The 23261-nt window shown below is 65.8% G+C and carries 18 protein-coding genes; 13 read left to right on the top strand and 5 right to left on the bottom strand.

The features are described from left to right. Positions 1 to 149: 149 nt before the first annotated feature. The 4 genes from EDF57_RS10675 to EDF57_RS10660 form a co-directional block, all read right to left on the bottom strand. The gene (locus tag EDF57_RS10675; protein WP_134094217.1) at positions 150 to 3044 is read right to left on the bottom strand and encodes a TIM-barrel domain-containing protein; all 2895 of its coding nucleotides are present in this window, start codon (positions 3042 to 3044) and stop codon (positions 150 to 152) included. A gap of 37 nt (positions 3045 to 3081) precedes the next feature. After that, positions 3082 to 4689, bottom strand: a complete 1608-nt coding sequence (locus tag EDF57_RS10670) for a DUF5597 domain-containing protein (protein ID WP_243841042.1) — start codon at positions 4687 to 4689, stop codon at positions 3082 to 3084. Between the two features lie 26 nt (positions 4690 to 4715). Next, on the bottom strand, positions 4716 to 6986 hold the full coding sequence (locus EDF57_RS10665; RefSeq protein WP_243841000.1) for a hypothetical protein: 2271 nt from the start codon (positions 6984 to 6986) through the stop codon (positions 4716 to 4718). 246 nt (positions 6987 to 7232) lie between these two features. Beyond that, positions 7233 to 8015: a substrate-binding domain-containing protein gene (locus tag EDF57_RS10660; RefSeq protein WP_243840999.1), complete on the bottom strand. Its 783-nt coding sequence runs from the start codon at positions 8013 to 8015 to the stop codon at positions 7233 to 7235. On the opposite strand from EDF57_RS10660, the gene EDF57_RS10655 reads away from it, so the two are divergent. From EDF57_RS10655 to EDF57_RS10640, 4 genes are all read left to right on the top strand, one after another. Then, the gene (locus tag EDF57_RS10655; RefSeq protein WP_134094214.1) at positions 8005 to 9039 is read left to right on the top strand and encodes a TonB-dependent receptor; all 1035 of its coding nucleotides are present in this window, start codon (positions 8005 to 8007) and stop codon (positions 9037 to 9039) included. The two genes, EDF57_RS10660 and EDF57_RS10655, sit on opposite strands and share 11 nt — an antisense overlap. Before the next feature lie 59 nt (positions 9040 to 9098). Next, positions 9099 to 10679, top strand: coding sequence for a tryptophan halogenase family protein (locus EDF57_RS10650; RefSeq protein WP_134094213.1), 1581 nt, complete (start codon positions 9099 to 9101; stop codon positions 10677 to 10679). Between the two features lie 111 nt (positions 10680 to 10790). Beyond that, entirely contained in the window at positions 10791 to 12353 is a 1563-nt protein-coding gene (locus EDF57_RS10645) for a beta-xylosidase (protein WP_134094212.1), read from the top strand. Between the two features lie 50 nt (positions 12354 to 12403). After that, entirely contained in the window at positions 12404 to 14026 is a 1623-nt protein-coding gene (locus tag EDF57_RS10640) for a family 43 glycosylhydrolase (protein ID WP_134094211.1), read from the top strand. Positions 14027 to 14146: 120 nt separating this feature from the next. On the opposite strand, the gene EDF57_RS10635 is transcribed toward EDF57_RS10640, so the two are convergent. Further along, entirely contained in the window at positions 14147 to 14983 is an 837-nt protein-coding gene (locus EDF57_RS10635; RefSeq protein ID WP_243840998.1) for a LytTR family DNA-binding domain-containing protein, read from the bottom strand. A gap of 274 nt (positions 14984 to 15257) precedes the next feature. Here EDF57_RS10635 and EDF57_RS10630 point away from each other — a divergent pair, with 274 nt between their 5' ends. From EDF57_RS10630 to EDF57_RS10590, 9 genes are all read left to right on the top strand, one after another. Beyond that, entirely contained in the window at positions 15258 to 16055 is a 798-nt protein-coding gene (locus tag EDF57_RS10630; RefSeq protein ID WP_134094210.1) for a sterol desaturase family protein, read from the top strand. A gap of 70 nt (positions 16056 to 16125) precedes the next feature. Beyond that, the gene (locus tag EDF57_RS10625; protein ID WP_132267121.1) at positions 16126 to 16584 is read left to right on the top strand and encodes a cytochrome c; all 459 of its coding nucleotides are present in this window, start codon (positions 16126 to 16128) and stop codon (positions 16582 to 16584) included. 19 nt (positions 16585 to 16603) lie between these two features. Continuing rightward, positions 16604 to 17428 carry a hypothetical protein gene (locus tag EDF57_RS10620; protein ID WP_134094209.1) on the top strand — a complete coding sequence of 275 codons (825 nt, stop codon included), beginning with the start codon at positions 16604 to 16606 and terminating at the stop codon, positions 17426 to 17428. A 27-nt stretch (positions 17429 to 17455) separates the two neighbouring features. After that, a complete protein-coding gene (locus tag EDF57_RS10615) occupies positions 17456 to 18682 on the top strand; it encodes a hypothetical protein (RefSeq protein WP_243840997.1) in 1227 nt (408 codons plus the stop codon). Further along, on the top strand, positions 18679 to 20370 hold the full coding sequence (locus EDF57_RS10610; RefSeq protein ID WP_134094208.1) for a DUF1592 domain-containing protein: 1692 nt from the start codon (positions 18679 to 18681) through the stop codon (positions 20368 to 20370). Before EDF57_RS10615 ends, EDF57_RS10610 begins: the two co-directional genes overlap by 4 nt. Positions 20371 to 20384: 14 nt before the next feature. Continuing rightward, positions 20385 to 21725 (top strand): DUF1552 domain-containing protein, encoded by a 1341-nt coding sequence (locus tag EDF57_RS10605; protein ID WP_134094207.1) that lies wholly within the window; start codon positions 20385 to 20387, stop codon positions 21723 to 21725. Continuing rightward, positions 21722 to 22219, top strand: coding sequence for a VOC family protein (locus EDF57_RS10600; RefSeq protein WP_166675240.1), 498 nt, complete (start codon positions 21722 to 21724; stop codon positions 22217 to 22219). Before EDF57_RS10605 ends, EDF57_RS10600 begins: the two co-directional genes overlap by 4 nt. Further along, entirely contained in the window at positions 22216 to 22548 is a 333-nt protein-coding gene (locus EDF57_RS10595) for a high-potential iron-sulfur protein (RefSeq protein ID WP_134094205.1), read from the top strand. Before EDF57_RS10600 ends, EDF57_RS10595 begins: the two co-directional genes overlap by 4 nt. Continuing rightward, entirely contained in the window at positions 22545 to 23204 is a 660-nt protein-coding gene (locus EDF57_RS10590; RefSeq protein ID WP_134094204.1) for a cytochrome b/b6 domain-containing protein, read from the top strand. Before EDF57_RS10595 ends, EDF57_RS10590 begins: the two co-directional genes overlap by 4 nt. Positions 23205 to 23261: the final 57 nt, after the last annotated feature.

Below are 23261 nucleotides of genomic sequence, written 5' to 3'. Positions count from 1 at the left end.
GGGCTGCGCGAAGCTCGTTCATGTCGCTTCAGGTTCCTCTCGGATTACGCGATACCGCGCCTGTCGTCGCCGGCCACACGCGGCGGCCGAAAGACATGCCGGAGCGGCCCCGACTCTCGAAGGCGAGAGCGAGGCTGCTCCGTTCATGCTCAGCGCTTGGGGCGCTTCACTTGCAGCGCCTTGCCGGTCCAGCGCACTTCGGCGTCGAACGTGGTGGCTTCGGCTACGCTCTGGCCCGGGGCGATCCACTTGACGCGAACCGTGCGGTTCTGCGGCATGCCGGCATAGCCCTTGCCCTCACGCGCGCCGATGGAGACGGTGCCGCTGGCATCGTCATAGCGCACCGGCATGCGTTCCCACGCCCCGTCGCGGTACTGCTGCGAACGGCCATCGTCGTTGTAGACCGAGAAAGTACCGTTGGCGCCGGTATAGACCACCAGCGTGATAGGCGCGTCGGGCTTCTCGTCGGTGTACTGCATCACCGGGCCCATCGGCACGATGGAGCCGGCGCGGACGAACAGCGGCATGCGCTCGGCCGGGGCCGAGATGGTGGCGCTGGAGCCGCCCTGATAGGTCTTGCCGGTGCCGAATTCGTACCAGGTCACGCCGGTGCCGGGGAAGTAGACCTCCCGCTCGCGCGCCTGATAAGTGGTGACCGGGGCGACCAGGAAGGCCTTGCCGAACAGGTACTCGTCGTTGGCCTTGCGGGCCTTCGCGTCCTCCGGGAAGTCCATGACGAGGCCGCGCATGATCGACCCGTCCTTCTGGTACGTGTCGGCGCCTAAGGTGTAGATGTAGGGCATCAGGCGGTAGCGCAGCTCGTCATACCAGACCATCGATGCGCGCATCGGCGAACCTTCGGGCGAGATTTCGTAGATCTCGCGCCAGGGCTGCTCGCCATGGCTGCGGAACAGCGGGCTGAACGCGCCGAACTGGAACCAGCGCAAGTTCAATTCGCGCCATTCGTCGAGGTCCGCCGCCTTGGGCTTTTCCGCTGCGAAGCGCGGTTCGACCGAGAAGCCGCCGATGTCGTGCGTCCAGTTGGCAAGGCCCGACATGCCGGTGTTCACGCCGGCAGAGATCTGCGCGTGCAGATCGTACCAGCGCGTGGCCACGTCGCCCGACCAGACGGCCGCGCCGTAGCGCTGCAGGCCGCCGAAGCCCGAACGCGTCAGCAGGAACGGGCGCACGTCCGGCTTGAAGCCGCGCCAGCCTTCGAAGAACGAACGGGCGTTCATCAGCGGGTAGGAGTTGAAGAACTCCGTTGCCGGACCCATCGCCGTCGGGCCCATCGTATCTATGCGCTTCTCGATCGACAGGTTCGAATGCATGTCGGGTTCGCTGGCGTCCGCCCACCAGGCGTCGAAACCGAACTTGGCGATGCGGTCCTCCACCTGGCGCCAGAAAATCTCGCGGCCCTTGGCAGAGTACGGATCGTAGAAGGTGTTGGCAAAGCCCGGGCCGACCCAGTCCTTGTTACCCTGGCGCAAATTGCCGTGGTAGATCGCGCCGGCCGCGTCCAGTTCCTTGAAGGTATCCGTGGTCGGATAGAACTTCGGCCAGACGGAGATCATGATGTTGGCATGATCGCCGTGCACCGTGCTGACCATCGCGGCGGGATCGGGGAAGCGGCTGGGGTCGAACTTGTGGCTACCCCAGGAATCGTCCGTCCAGTAGCGCCAATCGAGCACGATATTGTCCAGCGGATACTGCCGCTTGCGGTATTCCTCCACAACGCCGGTCAGTTCCTTCGCGGTGTCATAGCGCTGGCGCGACTGCCAGAAGCCGTAGACCCACTTAGGCATCATTTCCGACTTGCCGGTCAGCTGGCGATAGCCGGCGATCGCGCCATCCATATCGCCGCCCGCGATAAACCAATAATCCTTGTCCCGCGCGACTTCGCTGGTGAACCAGACCGAGTGGCGGTCCGCCTCGGGCAGCGGGTCGTTGTGGAGCAGCGCCATGTAGCCGGCGTTGGGATCCCATTCGATGCGGATGTGCGCGGGCTTGCCCGCCGTCATCGGCACTTCGAAATTGGCGTACCAGGGGTTCCAGTTCTGGCGCCAGCGGTCCAGCTTCAGCTCACCGTCGATATAGACCTTGTAGTAGCTGGAACCGTAGAGCTGGAACTTGTGCGTGCCGGTCTTGTCGGGCTGGAGGTCGCCCTCCCACACCACTTTCTGCGTCTGCACGGCGTTACCGGCGGTGTTCTGGCCCTGCTCCGACGCGACCGTCTTGGCCTTGCCGGCTTCCGGCCATTTCGCCTGATCGTCCAGGAACTGGTAGTCCACCGTGGCTTCCTGGCGGGCGACCGCCAGCTTGTCATCCAGGTAGTACTTGGCGGAGAAGCCCGGCTTGCCGCCGCTTGTCACCTTCATGCCGCCCTTATCGCCAACCAAGGTATAGGCGGCGGGGTTGCCGAAGCGGGTGATGCTCTCGTTATCCCAGAGCAGGCCATAGCCCTTGCTGGAAACGAGGAAGGGCACGCCGATGTCCATGTTGTGCTGGGCGAGTTCCACGTCCTCGCCATTGTAGTCCATCACCGCCTGCTGGTGCTGGCCAAGGCCGTAGAGGCCTTCGTCGGTGCCGCGGTTGAACTGCTGCGAAACGGTGACGTAGGGGGTGCCGTCCGCCTTGGTCTGGGTGAAGACCGTGGCTGCCGATTCCCCCAGCAGGTCCTTGCCCGCTGCGTCGAGGAAGCGCACCTGCCCGCTGGCAAGATCGATATCGGCGGTGGCCTTCGCGGCCTTCACGGTAACGTGGCCGGCATTCTGGCTGACGGTGTACTGGCCGGCGGCCGGCGGGTTCGGCGCCATCAGGCTGGCGCTGGCGGCCGGGGCCTGCATGCCGCGCGCATGGGCGACGACGTGGAAGATGCCGTCACCGTGCAGCGTCACTTCGACGCGATCGGAAGGACCGCTCTGCGGGGTGACCGCTACGCCGCCGGGAATGTTCTCCACGCCCGCTTCGGCGGCCAGCGCGACTGCCGGCACCAGCGACAGGGCGGAACCTGCCAGCAGCGTTGCCATCGTGAATTGCTTCATGTCGTGATCCTCTGCCGCCTTCGGCGGTTCCTTGCGTTTACTTGGAAGAATAGAAGCCGGTGGTGACCTTGATCACCTGCGGCCGGTCGATAAGGTTGATACCGTAGTCGGTCTGGTCACCGTTCCAGACGCGCGTGGTCACCCACTTGCCATCCTTGAACGTACCTTCCTCGATCGCGACGATCACGCCGTTGCTCTCGCCCTTGGCGGGCGAGAAGTTGACGCGCACGTGATCGCCCATGATCAGGTATTCGGTGTCCGAAAGCTGGGCCACGGCCATGCCGCCCACCGGCTGATCGGCCCAGGGTGCGGGCTTGGTGGGGATCCAGGTCCAGTCTTTCTGGCCGAATTGCCACTGGCCCCAGTCGGCGGAGATCTTCCACTTGCCCATCACCGTTTCGCGGGGCGAATTGTCGTCCGGCTTGGCAGCGCCCCAGGTCGGATGCGACGCAGCGATCCGGGCCCAGTCGCTGGCGATCGGCGCCAGCGTGCCATAGGGCAGCGCGAATGCGGCCAGCGTTTCCTTGTCCAGCGCGGCGGCGCCGAGCGGGTAGTTGAAATAGCCGGTGTCATCCATGCCGAACGGCGCGAAACCGATACCGCCGCGCCCGATGGTGGCCCAGAAGAAGCGCGCGAATTCCTTCGCGTTGCCGATCTCCGGCACCATCAGTGCATTGTCGGGACGGGTGTATTTGTCGAGGTACTGGGTCACGTTGGCGCTGTTGCGGTCGTAGATGTCGGGCGCGGCGAAGTCGATCGCGGGGGCGCCGGCCTTCCAGATGTCCAGCACGTCCCACTGCGGGCCGCCGCTGGCGACACCGGTAGGATCGGGCACGTTGGACGGCCCGGCGAGCGAGGCGTTGACGTACATCGGCAGTGGCTTCACCGCCTTGCCCGCCTGCGCCAGCGCATCGACGAACTGGGCGACGTACCAGGTGTTGAACGCGCGCGGTGCCTGCTTGCCGAAGGCCGCTTCCCAGGTGCCCGACTTGCCGGTCTTCTTGGCCAACGCCGCCGGAATCGGCTTTGCGAACAGCGCATTGGCTTCGGCCGAGAAATCGCGCGGCACGCGGTAGGATCCGGTCTCATTCTCCGGCTGGACCATGATCACGGTGTTCTGCCGGTCATGATCGCGCAGGTATTCCATCACCTTCACGAAAGCGCGCCGGTCCGCAGCAAGCGTGTTCTGCGATAGCGGGCTGAGCACGTAGTGGTCCGAACCGTCCGGCGCCTTCATGCGCGGGAAGCGCTTGTTGTCGAGCTTCACCCACGAAGGTGTGTAGCTGGGGCTGGTGTTCTTCCAGGTGCCGAACCACAGCAGCACCACGCGCTTGTCATGCGCACGCGCGGCATCGAGCAGGGTCTGGAGGTACGTGAAGTCGAACTTACCCTCGACCGGTTCTACCTGTTCCCAGGCGACCGGGATTTCCAGCGTGTTTGCGTGGATCGCGTCCAGAACCGGCCAGACGGCATCAAGCGATCCGGCATAGTTGCTGGAATTGTTGGCCTGCGCACCCAGCATCAGGAACGGCTTGCCGTCCACGATCAGCGCGTGACGGCCGTCGCGGCTTTCCATGCGCGGGATCTGCGTTGCGGCATCCTGGGCATAGGCAGGTGCGGCCACACCGATGGCGGTCGCCAGCATGAGCGATGCGATGAAGTCTTTGCTTTTCATTCTGTCCCCTCCGCAGACCGTGGATCGCCATAGACGATGCCCCGGCCATCCGTGCCAATGTAGATGCGCCCGAACTGGCGCGGGTCGCCGGAAATCACGCGGATGCGCAGGCCCCACTGATGGGCCTCGTCATTGATCCGCTGCCACGTTGTGCCGCCGTCGATGGAGCGCCAGACCGCGCGCAGCCCACCGACCGCGCCCAGCGCATAGAGCGCCGCCACATCGCGGCCCGGCGCGGCTTTACCAAGGCCATAGCGTTCGATGGCAATGGCTTGCCCAGTCCGGGTCCAGCTTTCCCCAAAGTCGGTCGAGCGATAGAGCGCGCCGCCCAGATTGAGCCAGAGCGCGCCCGCCCGGTTGGCATCGGCCAGGATCGGCGCAGGCGCCTCGCGGTTGTCGTTGCGCGCTGAGGAAAGGTCGGCCGGCAGGCCCTTGCCCGCGACGGCATGGAATTGCGCGCCGCCATCATTGCTGCGCACCACGCGATTGTTCGCGAAGTCGATCGCGTAGAAGCGACGGGCGTCCTGCTTGTCGGCCGTCACGCGCATGCGGCTCGGCAAGCCGGTGACGGGTTGCCATGTCGCGCCGCGATCACGGGTGATCCGGGGCTGGTCGGTCTCGACCAGGAAAGTGCCGCCATCGGCTGAGACGGTGATCGCGGCATTGCCCGTCTCTTCCGGCAGCGGACTACCGTCAGCATGTGGCGTACCCTGCGGCACGCGCAGCGGCGTCCATGTCGCGCCGCCATCCGCCGACCATGCCAGCGAGGTATCGGGCACCACCGGCGCATGCGTATTGCCACTGCGCACCATCACCAGCGGCACACGGCCGCCGAAGTCCAGCGTATTGGTGTTCGACAGGAACGGATTGACGTGCTGGCTGGCGGGCGAGACGGCAAAGTCGTCGTGCCGGAAGCCGCCGATATCGCCGAAGCCTGAAACCAGATGCGCGCCGCCTGTGGGGCTGACGAATGTGATGATCGCCGTCTGCTCGATCCCCTGAGTCCACGGCGCCCAGGCCATCGTGCCCGGCTTCTGCAATTCGTCGGTGGCATAGACCGTCGCGCCCGTCACATAGGCGGCGTGGTTGGCGTCGAACGGATCGATCGCAAGGCCCGCAATCCAGTGCCCGAAGTTCGCCTTGGCGCCGAAATCGAGGAACGGCGTTGCCGACACATCACGGGTCGAGCGCTTCCACAATTCGTCCCAATGCGCGCCCCCATCATGGCTGAGCCAGACGGTGTCGACCGGCTTGCCCCGGTCCACCGTGCTGACGGCGATGGTCTGCGGGTCGGACGCGGCCACCGCAACGCCCATGTAGCCACCAACGGGCGCGTCCGGGCCCTTGATCGGCGTCACGTCGCGCCAAGACCCGAGCGCCGGATCGAAGCGCCAGACCGCGCCGCGCGTGATGCCGTTGGGGCCGATCCCGTCGCAATAGGTGATCGTCAGTAGTCCGTCGCGCCCGATCACCGCCTTTACCGGCAGCAGATCACTCGCCGGGCCGCCCGCAACAGCGCGCCACGTCCTGCCGCCATCGTCCGACCGGAACAGGTGGCGCTCGCCCAGATCGGCGCTGCCCACGAAGACGCGGCCGCGCACTTTGGCATCGAACACCACGAACGAAAGTCCGCCGTGCGTCTCGCGCCGATTGGTCGGCAGCCCCAGCACCGCGAGCGGGAAGGCATCCAGCTTGCGCCAGTTCGCGCCCGCGTCGTCGCTGGCCCAGAGCCCCTGATGACGTGAGCCGAACAGCAGGCGATCGTGCGCGAACGGATCGATGGCGAGCCGTTCGCCCAGCCCGCGCCCGTTCTCGTTGCCGCCCATCGCGAAAGGCACGCGCGTCTCGCGCCAGGTCTTGCCATAGTCGGCCGAGCGGAAGATCGCAGCCGGCGCGGACCAGTTCATGCCCGCGGCAAGATAGACCGTTCCGGCATCGACAGGATCGGCGGCGATGCTCTCGATTCCCATGAAGCTGCCTTCGGCAACGCCGTCCTGAAGCGGAATCCACGTCCCGGCGCGCCCATCCCAGCGATAGGCGCCACCCATGTCGCTGCGCAGCCATGCAAGGCCCCGCTCCACCGGGCTGAACACCAGGCCGGGGGTAAAACCGCCGCCGCCCACGCGCACGCTGCGCCAGTCGTAAGGAACAGCGTTGGAGGACGCCGACGAGAGATGGGTGCCGGCGTCCCTTGCAACGACCGGTCCGCACGCTGCCGCTACCGCGCCAACCGCTGCGATTGCGAAAGAAATCGATCGCGCGCTCATTGCCCTACGGATGCCCACGCCCCCATTCATCCTCTCGCTTCAAGAAGCCGACGCGCTCGTTGACGCGCCGTAACATCCATCAGCTCATATCGATAACGCTAACATAACAGAAGAAAAATGACGGTCACGCAAATAGTTCGGCGGCTATTACGGGGGCAGGCCACGACAAGATAAGGAATTTAGATGGCTGTCAGGCCATGCTGAACCAAGTTAATACCCGTAGCTGAACGGACGCTTCCGCTGCGTTCAGCCCCAGCTGGGCACTGGCGGGCGCATCGCCGGCCGGCGCCTTGGTGCGGCATCGGACTGGCGACGTACCAGCTTGTAATCCACCTCGATCCGCAAGTCGCCGATCTGCTCCTTGCGGTCGTTGCGCAGCAATGTCACCAGCAGTTCCACCGCGCGGCGGCTCATCTCCATGATCGGCTGCTGGATCGTGGTAAGCTCTGGCCAAATCGTCGTCGCCAGTGCCACGTCGTCGAAACCGCAGACGGTAAGATCGCCCGGCACGTCCAGACCGCGCCGATGTGCGATCGCCACCGTCGCCGCCGCCATATCGTCGTTGCTGGCAAAGATCGCCGAAGGCTGATCCTCCAGCGAAAGCAGCTCCTCGGCTGCATCCAGCCCGGATCGGTACGTAAAATAACCCTGGGCCACCAGAGCCTCGTCAAAAGGTATCGACGCTTCGGCCAGCGCCTCGCGATAGCCTTCCAGCCGCGCGCCGCTGGCGGAAAGTTCGGGATGGCCGACGATGAAGCCGATCCTGCGGTGACCCAGTTCGATCAGGTGCGCGGTCATCTCGCGCGCCGCGCTGCGATCGTCGATCATGATAGTGGCGATGCCTTCATGCGGAACCGCCGTCGTCACAGCCACGGTGGGCGTGTCCGTCTGGCGCAGGACCAGGAGCACCTCGTTCGCCTCGTTCAGCGGCGGCGGCAGGATCACGCCGTGAATGCCGCCGGCCACCATGCGCTTCGCGGCGAGACCCAGGTCCTCCCCGTCCTCCACTTTCTGGACGATGATCTGCACATCCGAGCGCCCCGCCTCCTCCAATGCCGCCGAAATTCGCGACGACGGGGCGGAATATACCCGCGTCCTGCCCGCGGTTAACCTGACTTATGCCCCGGCCGACGCCATCAAGATCCGTGCAGCGTACAACATCACGATGGACAACGCCTCGTTCTACGACTTGCGCGCATCGGGAACCTTGGGCGTGAACACCCTGTCCGGCTCCGGCAACGGAGCACCCGACACTTTCGCGAACTATACGACGACCAGTGGCGATCCGACCCTCAAGCCCACCATGTCGAACAATTTCGACCTCTCGCTGGAGTGGTATCCCAAGGCCGGCACGACGCTGCACGTCGCCGGCTTCTACAAGCGAATCAAGGACCTTGTCGTATTCGGCGCCGCCCAGCGCCAAGTCACGGTGCAATTCGCCGATGGCACTTCGGAACAGGCCCTCGCCACCACCAACGACGCGCACACCTCCGATGAGACGGCCACGGTCAAGGGCATCGAACTTGGCGGCCGAACGTTCCTCGATCAGCTTCCCGGCTGGCTCGCCGGGATCGGCGTGGAGGCGAACTACACCTTCATCGACAGCAAGAATCCGGGCGACCTCTACTTCGATATCGACGGCGTCCAGCGTAACAACGTTCCGTTGAAGGGGCTTTCGAAGCACAATCTCAACGCCGCCTTCCTCTACGAAAAGGATCCGTTCTCGCTGCGCATCGCCTATAGCTGGCGTTCGAAATATCTGCAGTCGACCACGGCAAGCGGCACGAACAATACTTATACTTATGTGGACGCATCCGGCACATCCAAAAGCGTGGCGACCAACCTTCCGGTTTATGGCGCCAGCTACGGGACGTTGGACGCGGGCCTGACATTGCGCGTCAACGAGCACTTCAACGTCCAGCTCCAGGCGCAGAACATCCTGAATGCAACCCAGAAGACGCTCATGGGCGGAAACCCCGGAGGCGAACTTTACGGGCGCAGCTGGTTCCAGAGCGATCGTCGCTACCGAATGGGTATCAACGTCACGTTCTGATAAGTACAAGTCGGGCGGACCAGGCGGTCCGCCCGATCTGCGTTGGGGAGATTGGCGCGATGCGTGCCGAGGCGAAGCAGGTTCTCATAGTCGGAGGCGGCACGGCCGGTTGGCTGACCGCCGGCTACCTTGCCAGGACACTGGGTGCAGACCTGCCCGGCGGCGCCCGCATCACACTCGTCGAATCTCCGGAAATCGGCATCATCGGCGTGGGGGAAGGCACCTTCCCCACCATCCGGCGTACCCTGGCGCGGATCGGCGTCCCCGAAAAGGAACTGCTCCGCCGCTGCGAAGCGACATTCAAGCAAGGCGTGAAATTCGTCGACTGGCTGCACCCGGCGGGACAAGGCGCTCAGGCCAATTACCTCCACGGATTTCAGGAAGCGGACGACCGCAAGGGCGGGCCGGAGTATCTCCCCTACTGGCTGCTGGGCGAGGCCGGCGAAACGCCTTGGGACGAGGCCAGCACCCCCCAGAAGCGCACGGTGGACGCCCTGCGCGGGCCTAAACTGGCGTCTCATCCCGAATATGCCGGCGTAATGAACTACGCATTCCATTTCGATGCCGGCGCTCTGGCAGAGCTACTGCGCGATCAAAGTGTCGCCAATGGCGTGCGGCACATATCCGACACCGTGGTGGACGTTTTCTGCACCGAGGAAGGCGCCATCTCCGGCGTCGTCACGCAGAACCACGGCGTACAGGAGGCTGACCTCTACATCGATTGCACCGGCTTTCGCGCGGAACTGATCGGCAAGGCGCTGGGCCAGAAGTGGAAAAGCTGCACGGACGTGCTGTTCTGCGACAGCGCGATCGCCGCACAAGTCCCTTATGACGCGCCGGACACGCCGATCCAGTCCGCGACGCTGTCCACCGCCCGCGATGCGGGCTGGATCTGGGATATCGGCCTCCAGACGCGCCGCGGCACCGGATACGTCTATTCCTCCGCCCATTGCGAGCCCGAGGAAGCGGAGCGCACCTTGCGCAGCTATCTCGGTGCACAAGGCGAGGCGGTCACGACACGCCGCTTGCGGTTCGACGCCGGCTACCGCGAAGTGAACTGGCACAAGAACTGCGTGGCCGTGGGTCTCTCCAGCGGCTTCTTCGAACCGCTGGAAGCTACCGGGATCGTCTTCTCGGAAATTGCCGCCGGCGCCATTGCCAATCTCTTCCCCTGGGCCGGCGACTATGAGACCTCCGCCCGTCAGTTCAACGCCATCATGCTGCAGCGGTACGAGCGCGCGCGGGACTTTCTGAAACTGCACTACAGCCTGACGAGGCGCGTCGATTCCGATTTCTGGATCGACAACGTGCGCCAGGAAACCATTCCGGACAGCCTTCTCGAACTGCTGGACAGGTGGCGCCATCGTCCTCCCAACGAGAAGGACTTCAATCCCAACATAGACGTGTTTCCGGCCACCAGCTGGCAATGCGTGTTGTACGGCATGGGCTGGAAAACGGACTTGTCGGCCCAGGCCGGGGTCATGCGTCTTCGCGCCGAGGCGCGGGAGGCGTTCGAGCAGGTGCGGCGGCAGAGCGGCTTCGCCGTGGAGAACCTGCCGGATAACCGCGCGCTTCTGCGCCGGATGCTCGCGGAGCCGGCGGGATCGACGGTGCAGGCCTTTGCCGGCGCGGCGGGATAGGTCTGCATCCCCACATTGACCGGCGAAGGCCCATGCGGCGCCGCTGCGCCTGAAATTGTTTGCGCTACCATTCCGTTCGATAGCGGATCGGGATCTGCTGGAAGAGGATTTATGAAAGCCACTACCCTGTCACTCTCCGCTCTCGCCTGTGTTCTGGCAAGTCCGGCGCATGCCGAGGGGAACGGCCCCCAGCGCTCGGTTCGGATCGATGCCGCCGCAGACGCGGGGCCGGTCGACCGCTTTTTCGATCTCTCGGTCGGTTCCGACTACCCCGGCACGCTGAAGCGTCCCGACAGCCAGGCACAGCTGCAAGTGGTGTCGAAGGAACTCGGCTTTCGTTACATCCGCTTCCACGACATCTTCCATGATGTGCTGGGCACCGTGCGCAAGGTGGACGGGCGGATCGTCTATGACTGGACCGAGATCGACGCGCTTTACGATGCGCTGCTGGCGAAGAACATCCGGCCATTCGTCGAACTGGGATGGACCCCGGCAGCGATGCGCACCTCGGACCTTCAGCTGTTCTACTGGAAGGGCAATACCTCGCACCCCGACCCGGCGATGTGGCGCGATCTGATCCGGACGTTCGTGACTCACATGCGCGAACGATACGGCGCTGACGAAGTGCGCAGCTGGTACTTCGAGCTGTGGAACGAGCCGAACCTGGACGGTTTCTGGGAAGGCGCCGACCAGCGCGCCTATCTTGACCTCTATCGCGATACCGCCAGAACCATCAAGGCGATCGACCCCCGGCTTCGGGTGGGCGGCCCTGCCACCGCAGGGGCGGCCTGGGTGCCCGAGTTCCTCGACTACGCCCGGCAGAACCAGCTTCCCGTCGATTTCGTGACGACCCACAGCTACGGCGTCGAAGGCGGGTTTCTGGACGAGCAGGGCAAGCAGGATACCAAACTTTCGCCCTCACCCGATGCCGTCATCGGCGATGTACGCCGTGTGCGTGCGCAGATCGAAGCCTCCGCCTTCCCCGGCATTCCGCTCTATTTCACCGAGTGGAGCACCAGCTACACCCCGCGCGACTTCGTGCATGACAGCTATATCAGCGCGCCCTACATTCTCACCAAGCTCAAGAAATCGGCCGGCCTGGCCCAAGGCATGAGCTACTGGACCTACACCGATTTGTTCGAGGAACCCGGCCCGCCGCCCACCCCGTTCCACGGCGGCTTCGGGCTGATGAACCGAGAAGGCATCCGCAAGCCGGCCTGGTTCGCCTACAAGTACCTCCATGCCCTGCGCGGCCGCTCGATTCCGGTGGCCGACGAATATGCACTGGCATCGCGCAGCGGCAGGACCATTGCCGCCGTGGTGTGGGATTGGCATCAGCCGGTCCAGGCACTCAGCAACAAGCCATTCTACACCCGCCTGCAACCATCGCAGCCCAGCGAACCGGTGGAATTCCGCGTCGACCATCTCGCGCCCGGCAGATACCGGATCGTCACCCGCCGCACCGGCTACCGTCACAACGATCCGCTCTCGCGCTACATCGACATGGGCATGCCCGGCTCCATCGACGCCGCCCAGATCGCGCTGTTCCAGAAGGACACCGCCGATCTTCCGGAAACGGACAAAACCATCTCGGTCGGCCGTGACGGCACAGCGCGGATTGCCCTGCCCATGCAGACCAACGACGTCGTGCTGGTCACGATCAACCCCGCCTGAATCGCCATTTTCCGCGGCAGACCTCATTTCGCAACGACCAGGGAATTCTCGTGAGCTTCACGCGACGCACCATTTTCAAGGGCGCCCTCGCCGGCGCCGCGCTTCCCGCATTGCCGCACGCGCTTGCCGCCGGGGAAACCGCCCATGCCGCCCAGACTCCTCCGACATGGGGATCGGGAGCCGAAGGCCAGCGCAAGGCCGACCTCGGCAATGGAACCTATCGCAATCCGATCCTTTCGGGCGACCATCCCGATCCCACGATCCTGAAGGATGGGGACGTCTATTACATGACGTTCTCTTCCTTCGACTACTACCCCGGCCTGGTGATCTGGGAATCGCGCGACCTGGTGAACTGGTCGCCGATCGGCCCGGCGCTGGGCAACAACCTGGGCAGTGTCTGGGCGGTCGATCTGATCAGGCACAAGGGCCGTTACTTCATCTACCTGCCCGCCGCACCGGACGGCAAACCCTGGTCGATCTACGTGATCTGGACGGATGACATTCGCGGGCCCTGGAGCGAACCCATCGATCTCGACATTCCCGGCTGCATCGATCCCGGGCACGTCGTGGGCGAGGACGGCAGGCGCTACCTTTTCACCAACGGCATTCGCAAGGTGCGCCTCACCGACGATGGCCTGGCCACTGACGGCCCGCTCGAGAAAGCCTACGATCCCTGGCGCTATCCCGATGACTGGATCGTCGAGAACTTCGCGCCCGAAGGCCCCAAGCTCATGCGGCACAACGGCTGGTTCTACTTGGTCACCGCCATTGGCGGCACGGCCGGTCCGGTAACCGGACACATGGTCATCGTGGCACGGTCGCGGTCCGTCCATGGACCCTGGGAGCATTGCCCGCACAATCCGATCGTGCGCACGCAGAGCACGGCGGAGCCCTGGTGGTCGCGCGGCCATGCCACTCTGGTCGAAGGCCCGGCGGGCGACTGGTGGATGGTCTACCACGGCTACGAAAACGGCATGCGGACTCTCGGCCGGCAAACCCTGCTGGAGCCGATAGAATGGACGCCTGATGGCTGGTTCAGAGCAAAGGGCGGCGACCTGTCGCAGCCGCTGGCCAAGCCAGCCGGCGGAAAGCTGTCGCCTTCCACGCCCGCGCTCTCGGACGATTTCTCGCAGGACCGCATGGGCCGGCAATGGACGTTCTTCGCGCCGACCGGCAACGAAACCCGCGCCGCCTATCGGGAAGGCGGCATGGTAATCACCGCCAGCGGCACGTCGCCCGATGACTCGCCGCCGCTGACCTGCATTGCCGGCGACCGTCGCTATCAGGCCGAAGTGACACTGGACCTGCTGGGGGAGGAGGCCGAGGCGGGCCTTTTGCTATTCTACAACCACAAGGCCTATGCCGGCCTGGGCTTCACATCCAAGGTATTGAAGCTCTTCGAATATTCCCAGGAACTGACCTGGGCCGGGATCGCCCAGAACGCGCAGAGCATCCGTTTGCGGGTGACCAGCGACGAGAACGTGGTCACCTGGCACTATTCGCACGACGAAGGCCGCACCTGGAAGCGCCACGACACGCGCATGGAAGTCTCCGGCCTCCATCACAACACCTTCGGCGGCTTCCTCAGCCTGCGCTTGGGGATCTACGTGGCGGGCAAAGGCTCCGCCCGGCTGCGCGACTTCCGCTACCGCGCCAACAACGCGGTGGCATGACGGCAATCCATGGTGGCTGGGCCCTGTTCCTGATTTGCGCTTGATCGGCTGACGCGAGACGGCCGCGTCGCAGCTGTTGCGGAAATGCGATGCGCCGATCCCGCGCCCGCGTTCCGGGCCTCACGTCAGTCGAGCATCGTTTTCCGCGAAGAACTGCTTGCGTTCGAGCCGCGAGACCGAATCGCGGGCCACGGGCGCCTTGGCGCCGTTGAGCAGAGTGACGGTGCGATTGCGGCCGTCGGCCTCGACAGAGGCGATGGCGCCGCGGGCCATCCACCAGCTGCGATGGACCTGCTCGCCAGGGCAATCGTCCATCTCGCTGATGGCATCGCGAAGCCGCATGAAGACCAGCTCCGAGCCGCGGACGCCATGGACGCGGACGTAGTGGTCCTCGCTTTGCAAGGCGATGACGGGGCCATGGAAGCCGGGCGAAAGACGGCGGAGAAGGCGCGGCTCGGCCTTTTCATCGGGCGTCGAAATGTTCCCAGGTACCGCCCGAGCGACGGGCGCCGCCTCGGGAGCCAGGGCGACCGGCCGATCCTTCCGCGCGAGGGCCGCCGCCAGGTGCAGGTCCACGGCGCGCGCCCAGATGGCAACCCCCAGAACGCCGATCGCGCTCAGCATCGCGAAAGGCAGAATGCCGCCGAACCCGTCCAGCCCATGGAAAAAGGCCCCGGCGCTCCAGGACCACAGCATGGCGAGCGGGAAGCTGGACAGGAACACGCCCGAATAGACCAGCATCCTCTTCGGCAGCGCGGTGGCATCGGCGATGCTGGTCCAGAGCAGGATCGAGGGGCGTACCAGCACGTAGGCGCCCATGAGGTGCATCCACCAGCGCCAGACCCGACCCATGAAGTCGTCCTCCAAATACGTCCCGAAGGGGCCGAGGAAACCGATTATCGCCGCGACGATCGCCATGGCCCAGAATTCGATCAGGATTCGCCGCAACCAGTTCACGCCAACTCTCCCTGCCTGCGACGCGCCAATTGGAAAACCGCCGTGTTTCTGCCGGCTTGGCGTCGTATCCCCCTGCGTAACGTAAAACCGATTGTCCGCCAATCGCCGCCTGTCACCTGAGCCTCGACAACGCCGCCGGCAAGTGGCTCGCGGCATCGCAGCACAGGATACTATCATGGTCACCGAACACTATCGCCCCCTTGTCCTTGCCGGAGCGCTTGCCGTCCTGGCGCATGTCGTCGCCTTCGCCGTGGCGCTTGCCTGAACAGCCACGATGATCGGCACATTCTTCACCGGCGAGCAGGCCCTGGCGGTCTGGCTCTGGGCGTTCGTGGCGACCGGCGTGATCGCCGGGATCGTCAGCGGCTTCTTCAAGGCCCGGAAAATCCAGCCGCGCGGCTTCAAGTGGAAGATCCTGCGCAACGAGGCCATCGTGGCGGTGATCACGCTTGCAATCTCGGGCAAGATCATCGGCTCGGCCTCGGCCTGGCTCAAGACGCACGGCTGGATCACGTTCCAGAGCGGAGCAGCGCCCTGGTGGATGATCGCGCTGGAATTCGGCGCCTACTTCTTCCTGTTCGACACTTACTTCTACTGGCTCCACCGCTGGATGCACAAGGAGCCGGTCTATAGCTGGGTCCACAAGCTCCACCACAAGTCAACATCGCCGAACCTGCTGACCACCCTGTCGGTCAATCCGCTGGAATCGATGATCAACGGCGGCTTCGTCCCGCTGTTCCTGGCCGTCTTCACGGTCCACCCGGCCACGATGGCGCTGATCCTGCCGACCAATATCATCATGGGCCTCTACGTCCATTCGGGCTACGAATTCCTGCCGCGCTGGTGGAACCGCACATGGGCCACGAAGTGGTTCATCACGGCCACCTTCCATGACCAGCACCACCGCTACTTCACGGGCAACTTCGGCGGCTACACCACGATCTGGGACCGCCTCTGCGGCACCATGCGCAAGAAGTACGAAGCCGATTTCGATGCGGTAAAGGCCCGCTCCGCTCGGCGCACGGCCGCCCCCGCACTCGCGGAGCTGAGCGCCGAGCGCGCAGAAGCCTGACCGACCCAGGACCACGCAAAAAGACACAACGATCGGCCGGAAAACGGCCACGAAGACGGGAGAGTGACAGATGAACGTTCGGGCAAGAACGAGCGCCATGGTCCTGGCGGCGGCGCTGGCGGCTACCCCGCTGCTGGCCGCACCGGCCGACACCGTCCGCGCCCGCGTGGACAACTACCGGGAACTCGGCGCCGCCTTCAAGGGTGTCAACGACGGCCTGCGCGGCAGCGAAGTGCAGACCGTGCTGATCGCGCAGTCCGTTCGGCAGATCCGCAACGCCTCGCGGGGGCAATACGAGTGGTTTCCGGCAGGATCCGGCCCGCAGTCCGGCGCCAAGACCCGCGCGAAGGCCGAGATCTGGTCCCAGCCCGCGAAGTTCAAGGGCGCGCAGGACGCTTTCGCGAAAGCCGCCGACGATCTGCAACGCGCCGTGACCGCCAAGGATGTGGCCGCAATCCGCCTCAGCGCGCAGAAGCTCGGCGGGACCTGCAAGGCCTGCCATGACGCCTTCCGCGCGCCCGAGCACTGAGATGCGGCTGGACACCGGCATGACCCGGGACGCTTCCCTGGCCGCTCTTGCAGCGCTGGCGGGACTGGGCGCGGCATCGCTGCCCGCTTCGGCCCAGCCCGCGGATCTCCCGATCGCCGCAGCGGACGGATCCCCCTTTCCCCCGGGCGTGCGCGTCCGCAAGCTCGGGAACGCCAGCGTCTATACCGATGCGAAAGGCAAAGTGCTTTACGGCCTGGACATGCGCACGCTCCTGCGCTGGGCGCCTGATCCGGCCCGGTTCTGCGATGCGGATTGCGCGCAAAGCTGGACGGCACTGGCTGCCCCCGCGGGCTCCGCCGCGAATATCCGCTATCCCGCCGGCTTCGAGAAGACCGCCGATGACCGCTTCATGGACCCGCGCAAGGCCCCGGACTGGACCGTGATCGATGGGGCGCAGGGCAAGCAATGGGTCTACAAGGGCTGGCACCTCGTGTTCACGCGCGCCGACGCGAAGGCGCGCCCCGCCGACGGGGATGGCGCCGCCGGGAACGACGCCGACGCCGACGACAGACGCTGGAACACGCTGAAATACGTGCCGCCGCCGCCGAAACCGGCCGCTCCCGGCGTCGTCACCACGGCCTTCGTCGACGGCGCCTATGCCTTTGCCGACCGGGAGGGCCGCGTGCTGTTCACGGGCAAGTGCGAGAGGGAATGCGCCTGGCGGCCGCTTCCGGCGCCCATGGCGAGCAGCGGCCTAGGCGAATGGAAAGTCAGTCTCGCCGGTGACGCGCCCGAATGGACCTTCAAGGGCAAGCGCGTCTTCGTCGGCGCCGCCGGCGATTCGGGCACTGTCCCGTCCGGAGGCCAGATACTGCGACCCTGACAACGACGACAAACGGGGAGAGGCAAATTGGACAGAGGAAAAACAGGGCTGGGCCTGATGTGCGGCGGGGCTGCCATTGGCGTGGCAGCGCTCATGGCGCTGACCGGCTCACTCTCTATGGAGGCCCCGGCGCGCGCCGAGGCGCCGCCGCGCACGCTGCCCGCCCCGCCGCCGGGCGGGGTCATGGGCTTCGTGGTCCAGGACTTCGTGCCGCCGGTGATCCAGGGCATGGACGCCTGCCCCAAGGGCACCAGCCCCAAGGTTCGCGACATCTATCTGGCCTCGCTTCCCGCCGACGAACGGGCGCGGCTGGAGCGCAAGGAAAACGAACCCGAACTCACCAAACGCTGGCAGGCTACCGTGTTCGGCGCAGACGGCACCAACATCTGTTCGCAGCCCGACAAGTTCGACAGGCCGCTGCTCACGACCGTGCAAAGCGCTCATGCGGGCGGGCTGGATCTGGACGTGGATGCGCCCGGCGAAAGCTGCTCGCACGAAGAGTTCACCGCACCCGACGGGCGCACCGGGATCGACAACCAGGAATACCGCGTGATGGGCTGCACGCTCGAATGGCGCGGCAAGGACGGGATCGGCGGCGACCTCCTCACCGGCATGCGGCAGTTCCACGCCTCGGGCGAGTGGACGCAGGTCATCCTCCTGCGCGGCGTCGACAGCCTGGAAAACGACGACGATGTGGAAGTGATCTACGCCAACACGCCCGATCGTCCGCAACTGGACAGTCACGGCAACTTTCTGCCCGGCTACAGCTTCACGATCTCCGACAAGCCGCCGCGCCATCGCAATGCCCTGCACGGCCACATCGTGGGCGGCGTGCTGGTCACCGATGCGCAGGACATCAAGCTGGCGCAGACCTGGGGCCAGGGCGGCGCCCGCGACATCCGGGGTGCGCGGACCGCCTACGATTTCCGGCATGGCAAGCTCAGGCTCGCCTTCCAGCCGGACGGATCGCTGCGCGGCCTTGTCGGTGGCTACCGGCCGGTGTTCGACGTGATCCAGAGCCCCGCGATCGGCGGTGCCGGTGCGGCTCTGGCTGCCGGCATCGACTGCGCGGGCACCCTGGCGACCTTGCGCAAATATGCCGATGGCATTCGCGATCCGAAAACCGGCACATGCTCCGGCGTATCCAGCGCCATGAACCTCTACGCCGTCCCCGCCTTCATCAACGACGTGCCGGCTCCATCTGCCAGGATCGCGCCCGCCGGGACCGCACATGCCGGGAACAAGACCCTATGAGCCCGTTTCGCACCGTGCCACTCGGCATCGCGGCGGTCACGCTTGCCGCCACGCTCTGGCTGGCAGGCACCGCATCGACTTCCGCGCCCGTCCATGCGGAGGCCAATGGCTCTCCGGCGCTGCTCACGGATCCCCAGGTCGTCGGAATGCGGCGCCTGACCGAGGCGCAATACCGCAACAGCATTGCCGACATCTTCGGCAGCGACATCCGCGTGGCGGGCCGGTTCGAGCCGATCGTGCGCCCCGCGCACCAGCTCATCGCCTCGGGCGCCCGCAGCTCCGCCATTACGCCTTCCGGGCTGGAGCAGTTCGACGCCATGGCCCGTGAGATCGCCCGGCAGGTCTTCGACGAGGAGCACCGCGCGCAGTTCACCGCCTGTGCCCCGGCCGATCCCGCGGGCGCCGATGCGTCATGCGCGGGCCGCACCTTGGCGCCGCTCGGCCGCCTGCTGTTCCGCCGCCCCCTCAGCGAACAGGAACTGGCGCTTTACGTCCGCATCGCCGGGGAAGGTGCCGGCCCCACCAGGTCCTTCGCGAAAGGGCTGGAACTGGCGCTGGGCGCGATGCTCGTCTCGCCCTTGTTCCTCTACGTGGTGGAGACGGCCCAGCCCGATCCCGAGCGCCCCGGCGTGATGCGTCTGGACGACAATTCTCGTGCCGCCCGGCTCAGTTTCATGCTGTGGAATTCGGCGCCGAATGCCGCCCTGCTCGATGCGGCGGCCGCGGGCAGGCTGACCGATCAGCCGCAGCTTGCCGCCACCGTCCGCCGGATGGTCGCCTCGCCCCGCTTCGAGCAGGGTTTGCGGGCCTTCTTCGCGGACATGCTGCTGTTCGAGAAGTTCGCCGAGCTGGCCAAGGACCCGGTGATCTATCCCTATTTCAACCAGGACGTGCTCCAGGCCCTGCCCGAGCAGATGCTGCGCACGATCACCACGCAATTGCTGGACGGCGACGGCGATTACCGGGAGCTGTTCACCACCCGCAAGACCTGGATGAACCGGGCGCTGGGCGCGCTCTACCGGGTGCCGGTCAGCCAGTCTCAAGGCTGGGTGCCTTACGAATTCACGGCCGAATCCGATCGTTCGGGACTGCTGGGCCTCGCCGGGTTCCTGGCGATGTATTCCCATTCCGGACGCAGCTCTCCGACATTGCGTGGCCGGGCGATCCGCGAACTCCTGCTCTGCCAGCCGGTGCCCAATCCCCCCGGAAACGTGAACTTCACCGCCGTGCAGGACACGGGCAACAAGGCGATGCCCACGGCCCGCATCCGCCTGGATGCCCATACCACCGATCCGGTCTGCGCCGGGTGCCACAAGATCACCGACCCCATCGGCCTCCCGCTGGAACGCTTCGACGGGATCGGCGGCTTCCGCACGTTCGAGAACGAGGCCGCGATCGACGTCTCGGGCGAAATGGACGACACCCGCTTCACCGGCGGCGACGGGCTGGGCAAGGCCATTGCCGCCAGCAAGGACGCCACGCTCTGCGTCACGTCCCGCGCACTCGAATATGCGACCGGGCGCCCCAGCGAGGACGGCGAACTGATCGAACGGCTCGAAGGCGGCTTTGCGGCCCAGGGCTACCGGTTGCGCCAGTTGATCGAGACGATCGCGAGCCTGCCGCAGACTTACGAAGTTCCCACCGAAAGCATCAAGGCCGGCACCACCCTGGTGGCGACGCGGCGCTAGAGAGGAAACCATCCATGGCATTCGACATCTCGCGGCGCCTGGCGCTGAAAGGCATGATGAACGGCGCCGCCATCACGGTGGGCGTACCGCTGCTGGACATCTTCCTGGACGGTAACGGCGTGGCGATGGCTGCGACCGGCGCTCCCGTGCCGGTCCGGTTCGGCACCTGGTTCTGGGGGCTGGGCGTCAACCCCAGCCGCTGGTTCCCGGACAATCCCGGACCCGGCTACGACCTCAAGCCGGAACTGGAAGTGATCAAGGACCATGCCCACAAGATCAATATCCTGGGCAACTTCAACGTCATGCTCGACGGCGCCCCCAACCTGCCCCACACGTCCGGAGGCCCCGCGATCCGCACCGGCCGCGCCCTCACGGCCGAGGGCGGCCTGCCGGGCGAGAGCTTCGACGTCACCATCGGCGACCGCATCGGCACCCGCACCCGGTTCCGCAGTCTCGAAACATCTGCCTCCGGCGATCCCCGCAACTCGCTGAGCGGGCGCGGCGGCGGCAATCTCAATCCATCCGAAGGCTCTGCGGCCGGGCTGTACAAGCGCCTGTTCGGCACCGGCTTCAAGGATCCGAACAGCGCCGATTTCACCCCCGACCCCGAAGTCATGGCGCGGCGCAGCGTGCTCTCCGCCGTCACCGATCAGCGCAAGGCGCTGGAGGGCGCGGTGGGCGCGGCCGACCGGCAGAAGCTGGACCAGTACTTCACCTCGGTGCGCCAGCTCGAAAACCAGCTCGATGTCGAACTCACCCGGCCGCAGCCCCTCCAGGCCTGCCTGGTGCCGCAGCCTGTCGCCGACCGCGCGGTCAATGCCGAGATCGAGAACGTCGTCGCCAACCATGCGCTGATGACCGATCTCCTCGTCATGGCGCTGGCCTGCGACCAGACCCGGGTGTTCAACATGATGTTCAACAACGGCGCCTCCTCGCTCACGCGGATCGGCAGCACGATCACGCACCACCAGCTTACCCATGAGGAAGCGCTCGACAACCGGCTCGGCTACCAGCCCGAGGCGACCTACTTCCTCAACCGCATCTTCGAAGCCTGGACCTACTTCGTCGCCGCGCTCGACAAAGTGCAGGAGGGCGACCGGACCTTGCTCGACAATACGCTGGTCTTCGCCCACTCCGAGACCGAATTCGCCAAGTTCCACACGATCGACAACATTCCCATGATGACCGCCGGCAGCGCCGGAGGGCGGATCAAGACCGGCATCTATGTCGACGGGTTGGGCACGCCGATCAGCCGCGTGGGCCTGACGCTCCAGCAGGTCATGGGCGTACCCATCGACAAATGGGGCGCGAAGAGCATGGAGACCGGGAAGTCGATCGGGGAGCTGGTCGCATGAAGGCGCGTGCATGGCTGGCGGCACTGGCCGCGATCCCGCTGCTGCCCGTCCCGGCCGCGGCCGAGGGACAGGCTGCGCCCCGAGAGGCCCCCGCGCGCCTGGTCGGCACGGTGCTCAAGTCCGCCTCGATCGACCGGGAACTCGCCTTCTACCGGACGGCCTTCGGCATGACGCTGGCCATGACGCTCGATCACGGCCAGCGCCGCGAATACATGCTGCGGTTTTCCGCCGATCCGGGCGAGGCCGGGCTGATCCTTGTCCACGACAGCGCGCCCGGCGCCCCGGCAAGGCTCACGCATGGCGACGCCTTCGATCGCATCGTCCTGCGCGTCACCGACATGGACGGCCTGCTGGCCCGCCTCGACGCCGCCGGGATCGCCCATCCCCCGGCTCGCGAAGTCGCTCAGGGCTACCGCGTCCTGCAGCTTGAGGACCCCGAAGGCTATTCCCTCGAAGTGATCCAGAGCACGCGCGCCCTAGGAGCACCGCGATGAGCATTTCGCGCAGACAGATCCTCGCGCAGGCCTGCGGGCTCGGCATGGCGCTGGGCGGCAGCGCATTTGCGGGCCGCCTGAATGCCCAGGCGAATGACGCGGCCGCCAAGCCCGCCTGCTACGACCCGGCCACGCTGCCTTATATGCAGAAGAGCCGAAGGCGGGCGCTCGGCTATGTCGACGCCTCGACGAACCCCGCCCGGCGCTGCGGCCTCTGCGCGTTCTTCACCGGCACGTCGGCCGCCTGCGGGAATTGCCAGATGCTGTCCGGTGGCCCCGTGGCGGCCGGCGGCCTGTGCCAATCCTTCGCGCCGAAAGCCGCCAAGTGAGCGCGGCGGCCGGCATCCGGGTGTGGGACCTGCCCACCCGTCTCTTCCACTGGCTACTCGTGCTGCTGTTCGCGTTCTCCTGGTGGAGCGCGGAGAATCGCCACATGGACTGGCACTATCTCTCCGGGATCACCCTGCTCGGCCTCCTGGCGTTTCGGCTGCTGTGGGGGCTGTTCGGATCGAGCACCGCGCGGCTGGCCGCGCTGTTCGCTTCCCCGCGCGCCGTCGGAAGGTATCTCGGCGGGCAAGGCACGCCCCGGGCGGGGCATAACCCGCTCGGCGGTTACAGCGTGCTCGCCATGCTCGCCTTCCTGTCCCTGCAAGTGGGCACCGGCCTCTTCGCCACCGATGTCGACGGTCTGGACTCCGGGCCGCTGTCCTTCCTGGTGTCGTTCGATCAGGGCCGTCTCGCCGCCACGATCCATGCCTTCAGTTTCGACGCATTGCTGGTCCTGATCGGGCTCCATCTGGCGGCGATCGCCTTCTACGCCCTGTTCCGCCGGCGCAATCTGCTTGTCCCGATGCTGACCGGGCGCGATCGCGGCGCTGGAGCGGAAATCGTTCCCATGAAACCGGCCCGGTTCGGCGCTTTCGTCATCGCCGCCGGACTGGCCGCCCTCCTGGCCTGGCAGGCGAGCAAGGGCTTCGGGCTTTAGGCGCCCACCACCGATCCGGCAGGCCCCACCCCTGTCGACGCTTCACCCCATGCGCGC

The sequence above is a fragment of the Novosphingobium sp. PhB55 genome (assembly GCF_004368805.1).
Lineage (GTDB): Bacteria > Pseudomonadota > Alphaproteobacteria > Sphingomonadales > Sphingomonadaceae > Novosphingobium.
The sequence above is the reverse complement of the archived record's forward strand: the minus strand, read 5'-3'. Positions and strand labels throughout refer to the sequence as shown.

Coding starts and splice junctions, on each gene's coding strand:
- EDF57_RS10670 (WP_243841042.1), bottom strand. CDS start 4,689: ATGCTGGCGACCGCCATCGGTGTGGCCGCACCTGCCTATGCCCAGGAT.
- EDF57_RS10620 (WP_134094209.1), top strand. CDS start 16,604: ATGACCCGGGACGCTTCCCTGGCCGCTCTTGCAGCGCTGGCGGGACTG.
- EDF57_RS10630 (WP_134094210.1), top strand. CDS start 15,258: ATGATCGGCACATTCTTCACCGGCGAGCAGGCCCTGGCGGTCTGGCTC.
- EDF57_RS10610 (WP_134094208.1), top strand. CDS start 18,679: ATGAGCCCGTTTCGCACCGTGCCACTCGGCATCGCGGCGGTCACGCTT.
- EDF57_RS10655 (WP_134094214.1), top strand. CDS start 8,005: ATGATCTGCACATCCGAGCGCCCCGCCTCCTCCAATGCCGCCGAAATT.
- EDF57_RS10605 (WP_134094207.1), top strand. CDS start 20,385: ATGGCATTCGACATCTCGCGGCGCCTGGCGCTGAAAGGCATGATGAAC.
- EDF57_RS10665 (WP_243841000.1), bottom strand. CDS start 6,986: ATGAGCGCGCGATCGATTTCTTTCGCAATCGCAGCGGTTGGCGCGGTA.
- EDF57_RS10595 (WP_134094205.1), top strand. CDS start 22,216: ATGAGCATTTCGCGCAGACAGATCCTCGCGCAGGCCTGCGGGCTCGGC.
- EDF57_RS10645 (WP_134094212.1), top strand. CDS start 10,791: ATGAAAGCCACTACCCTGTCACTCTCCGCTCTCGCCTGTGTTCTGGCA.
- EDF57_RS10675 (WP_134094217.1), bottom strand. CDS start 3,044: ATGAAGCAATTCACGATGGCAACGCTGCTGGCAGGTTCCGCCCTGTCG.
- EDF57_RS10625 (WP_132267121.1), top strand. CDS start 16,126: ATGAACGTTCGGGCAAGAACGAGCGCCATGGTCCTGGCGGCGGCGCTG.
- EDF57_RS10600 (WP_166675240.1), top strand. CDS start 21,722: ATGAAGGCGCGTGCATGGCTGGCGGCACTGGCCGCGATCCCGCTGCTG.
- EDF57_RS10650 (WP_134094213.1), top strand. CDS start 9,099: ATGCGTGCCGAGGCGAAGCAGGTTCTCATAGTCGGAGGCGGCACGGCC.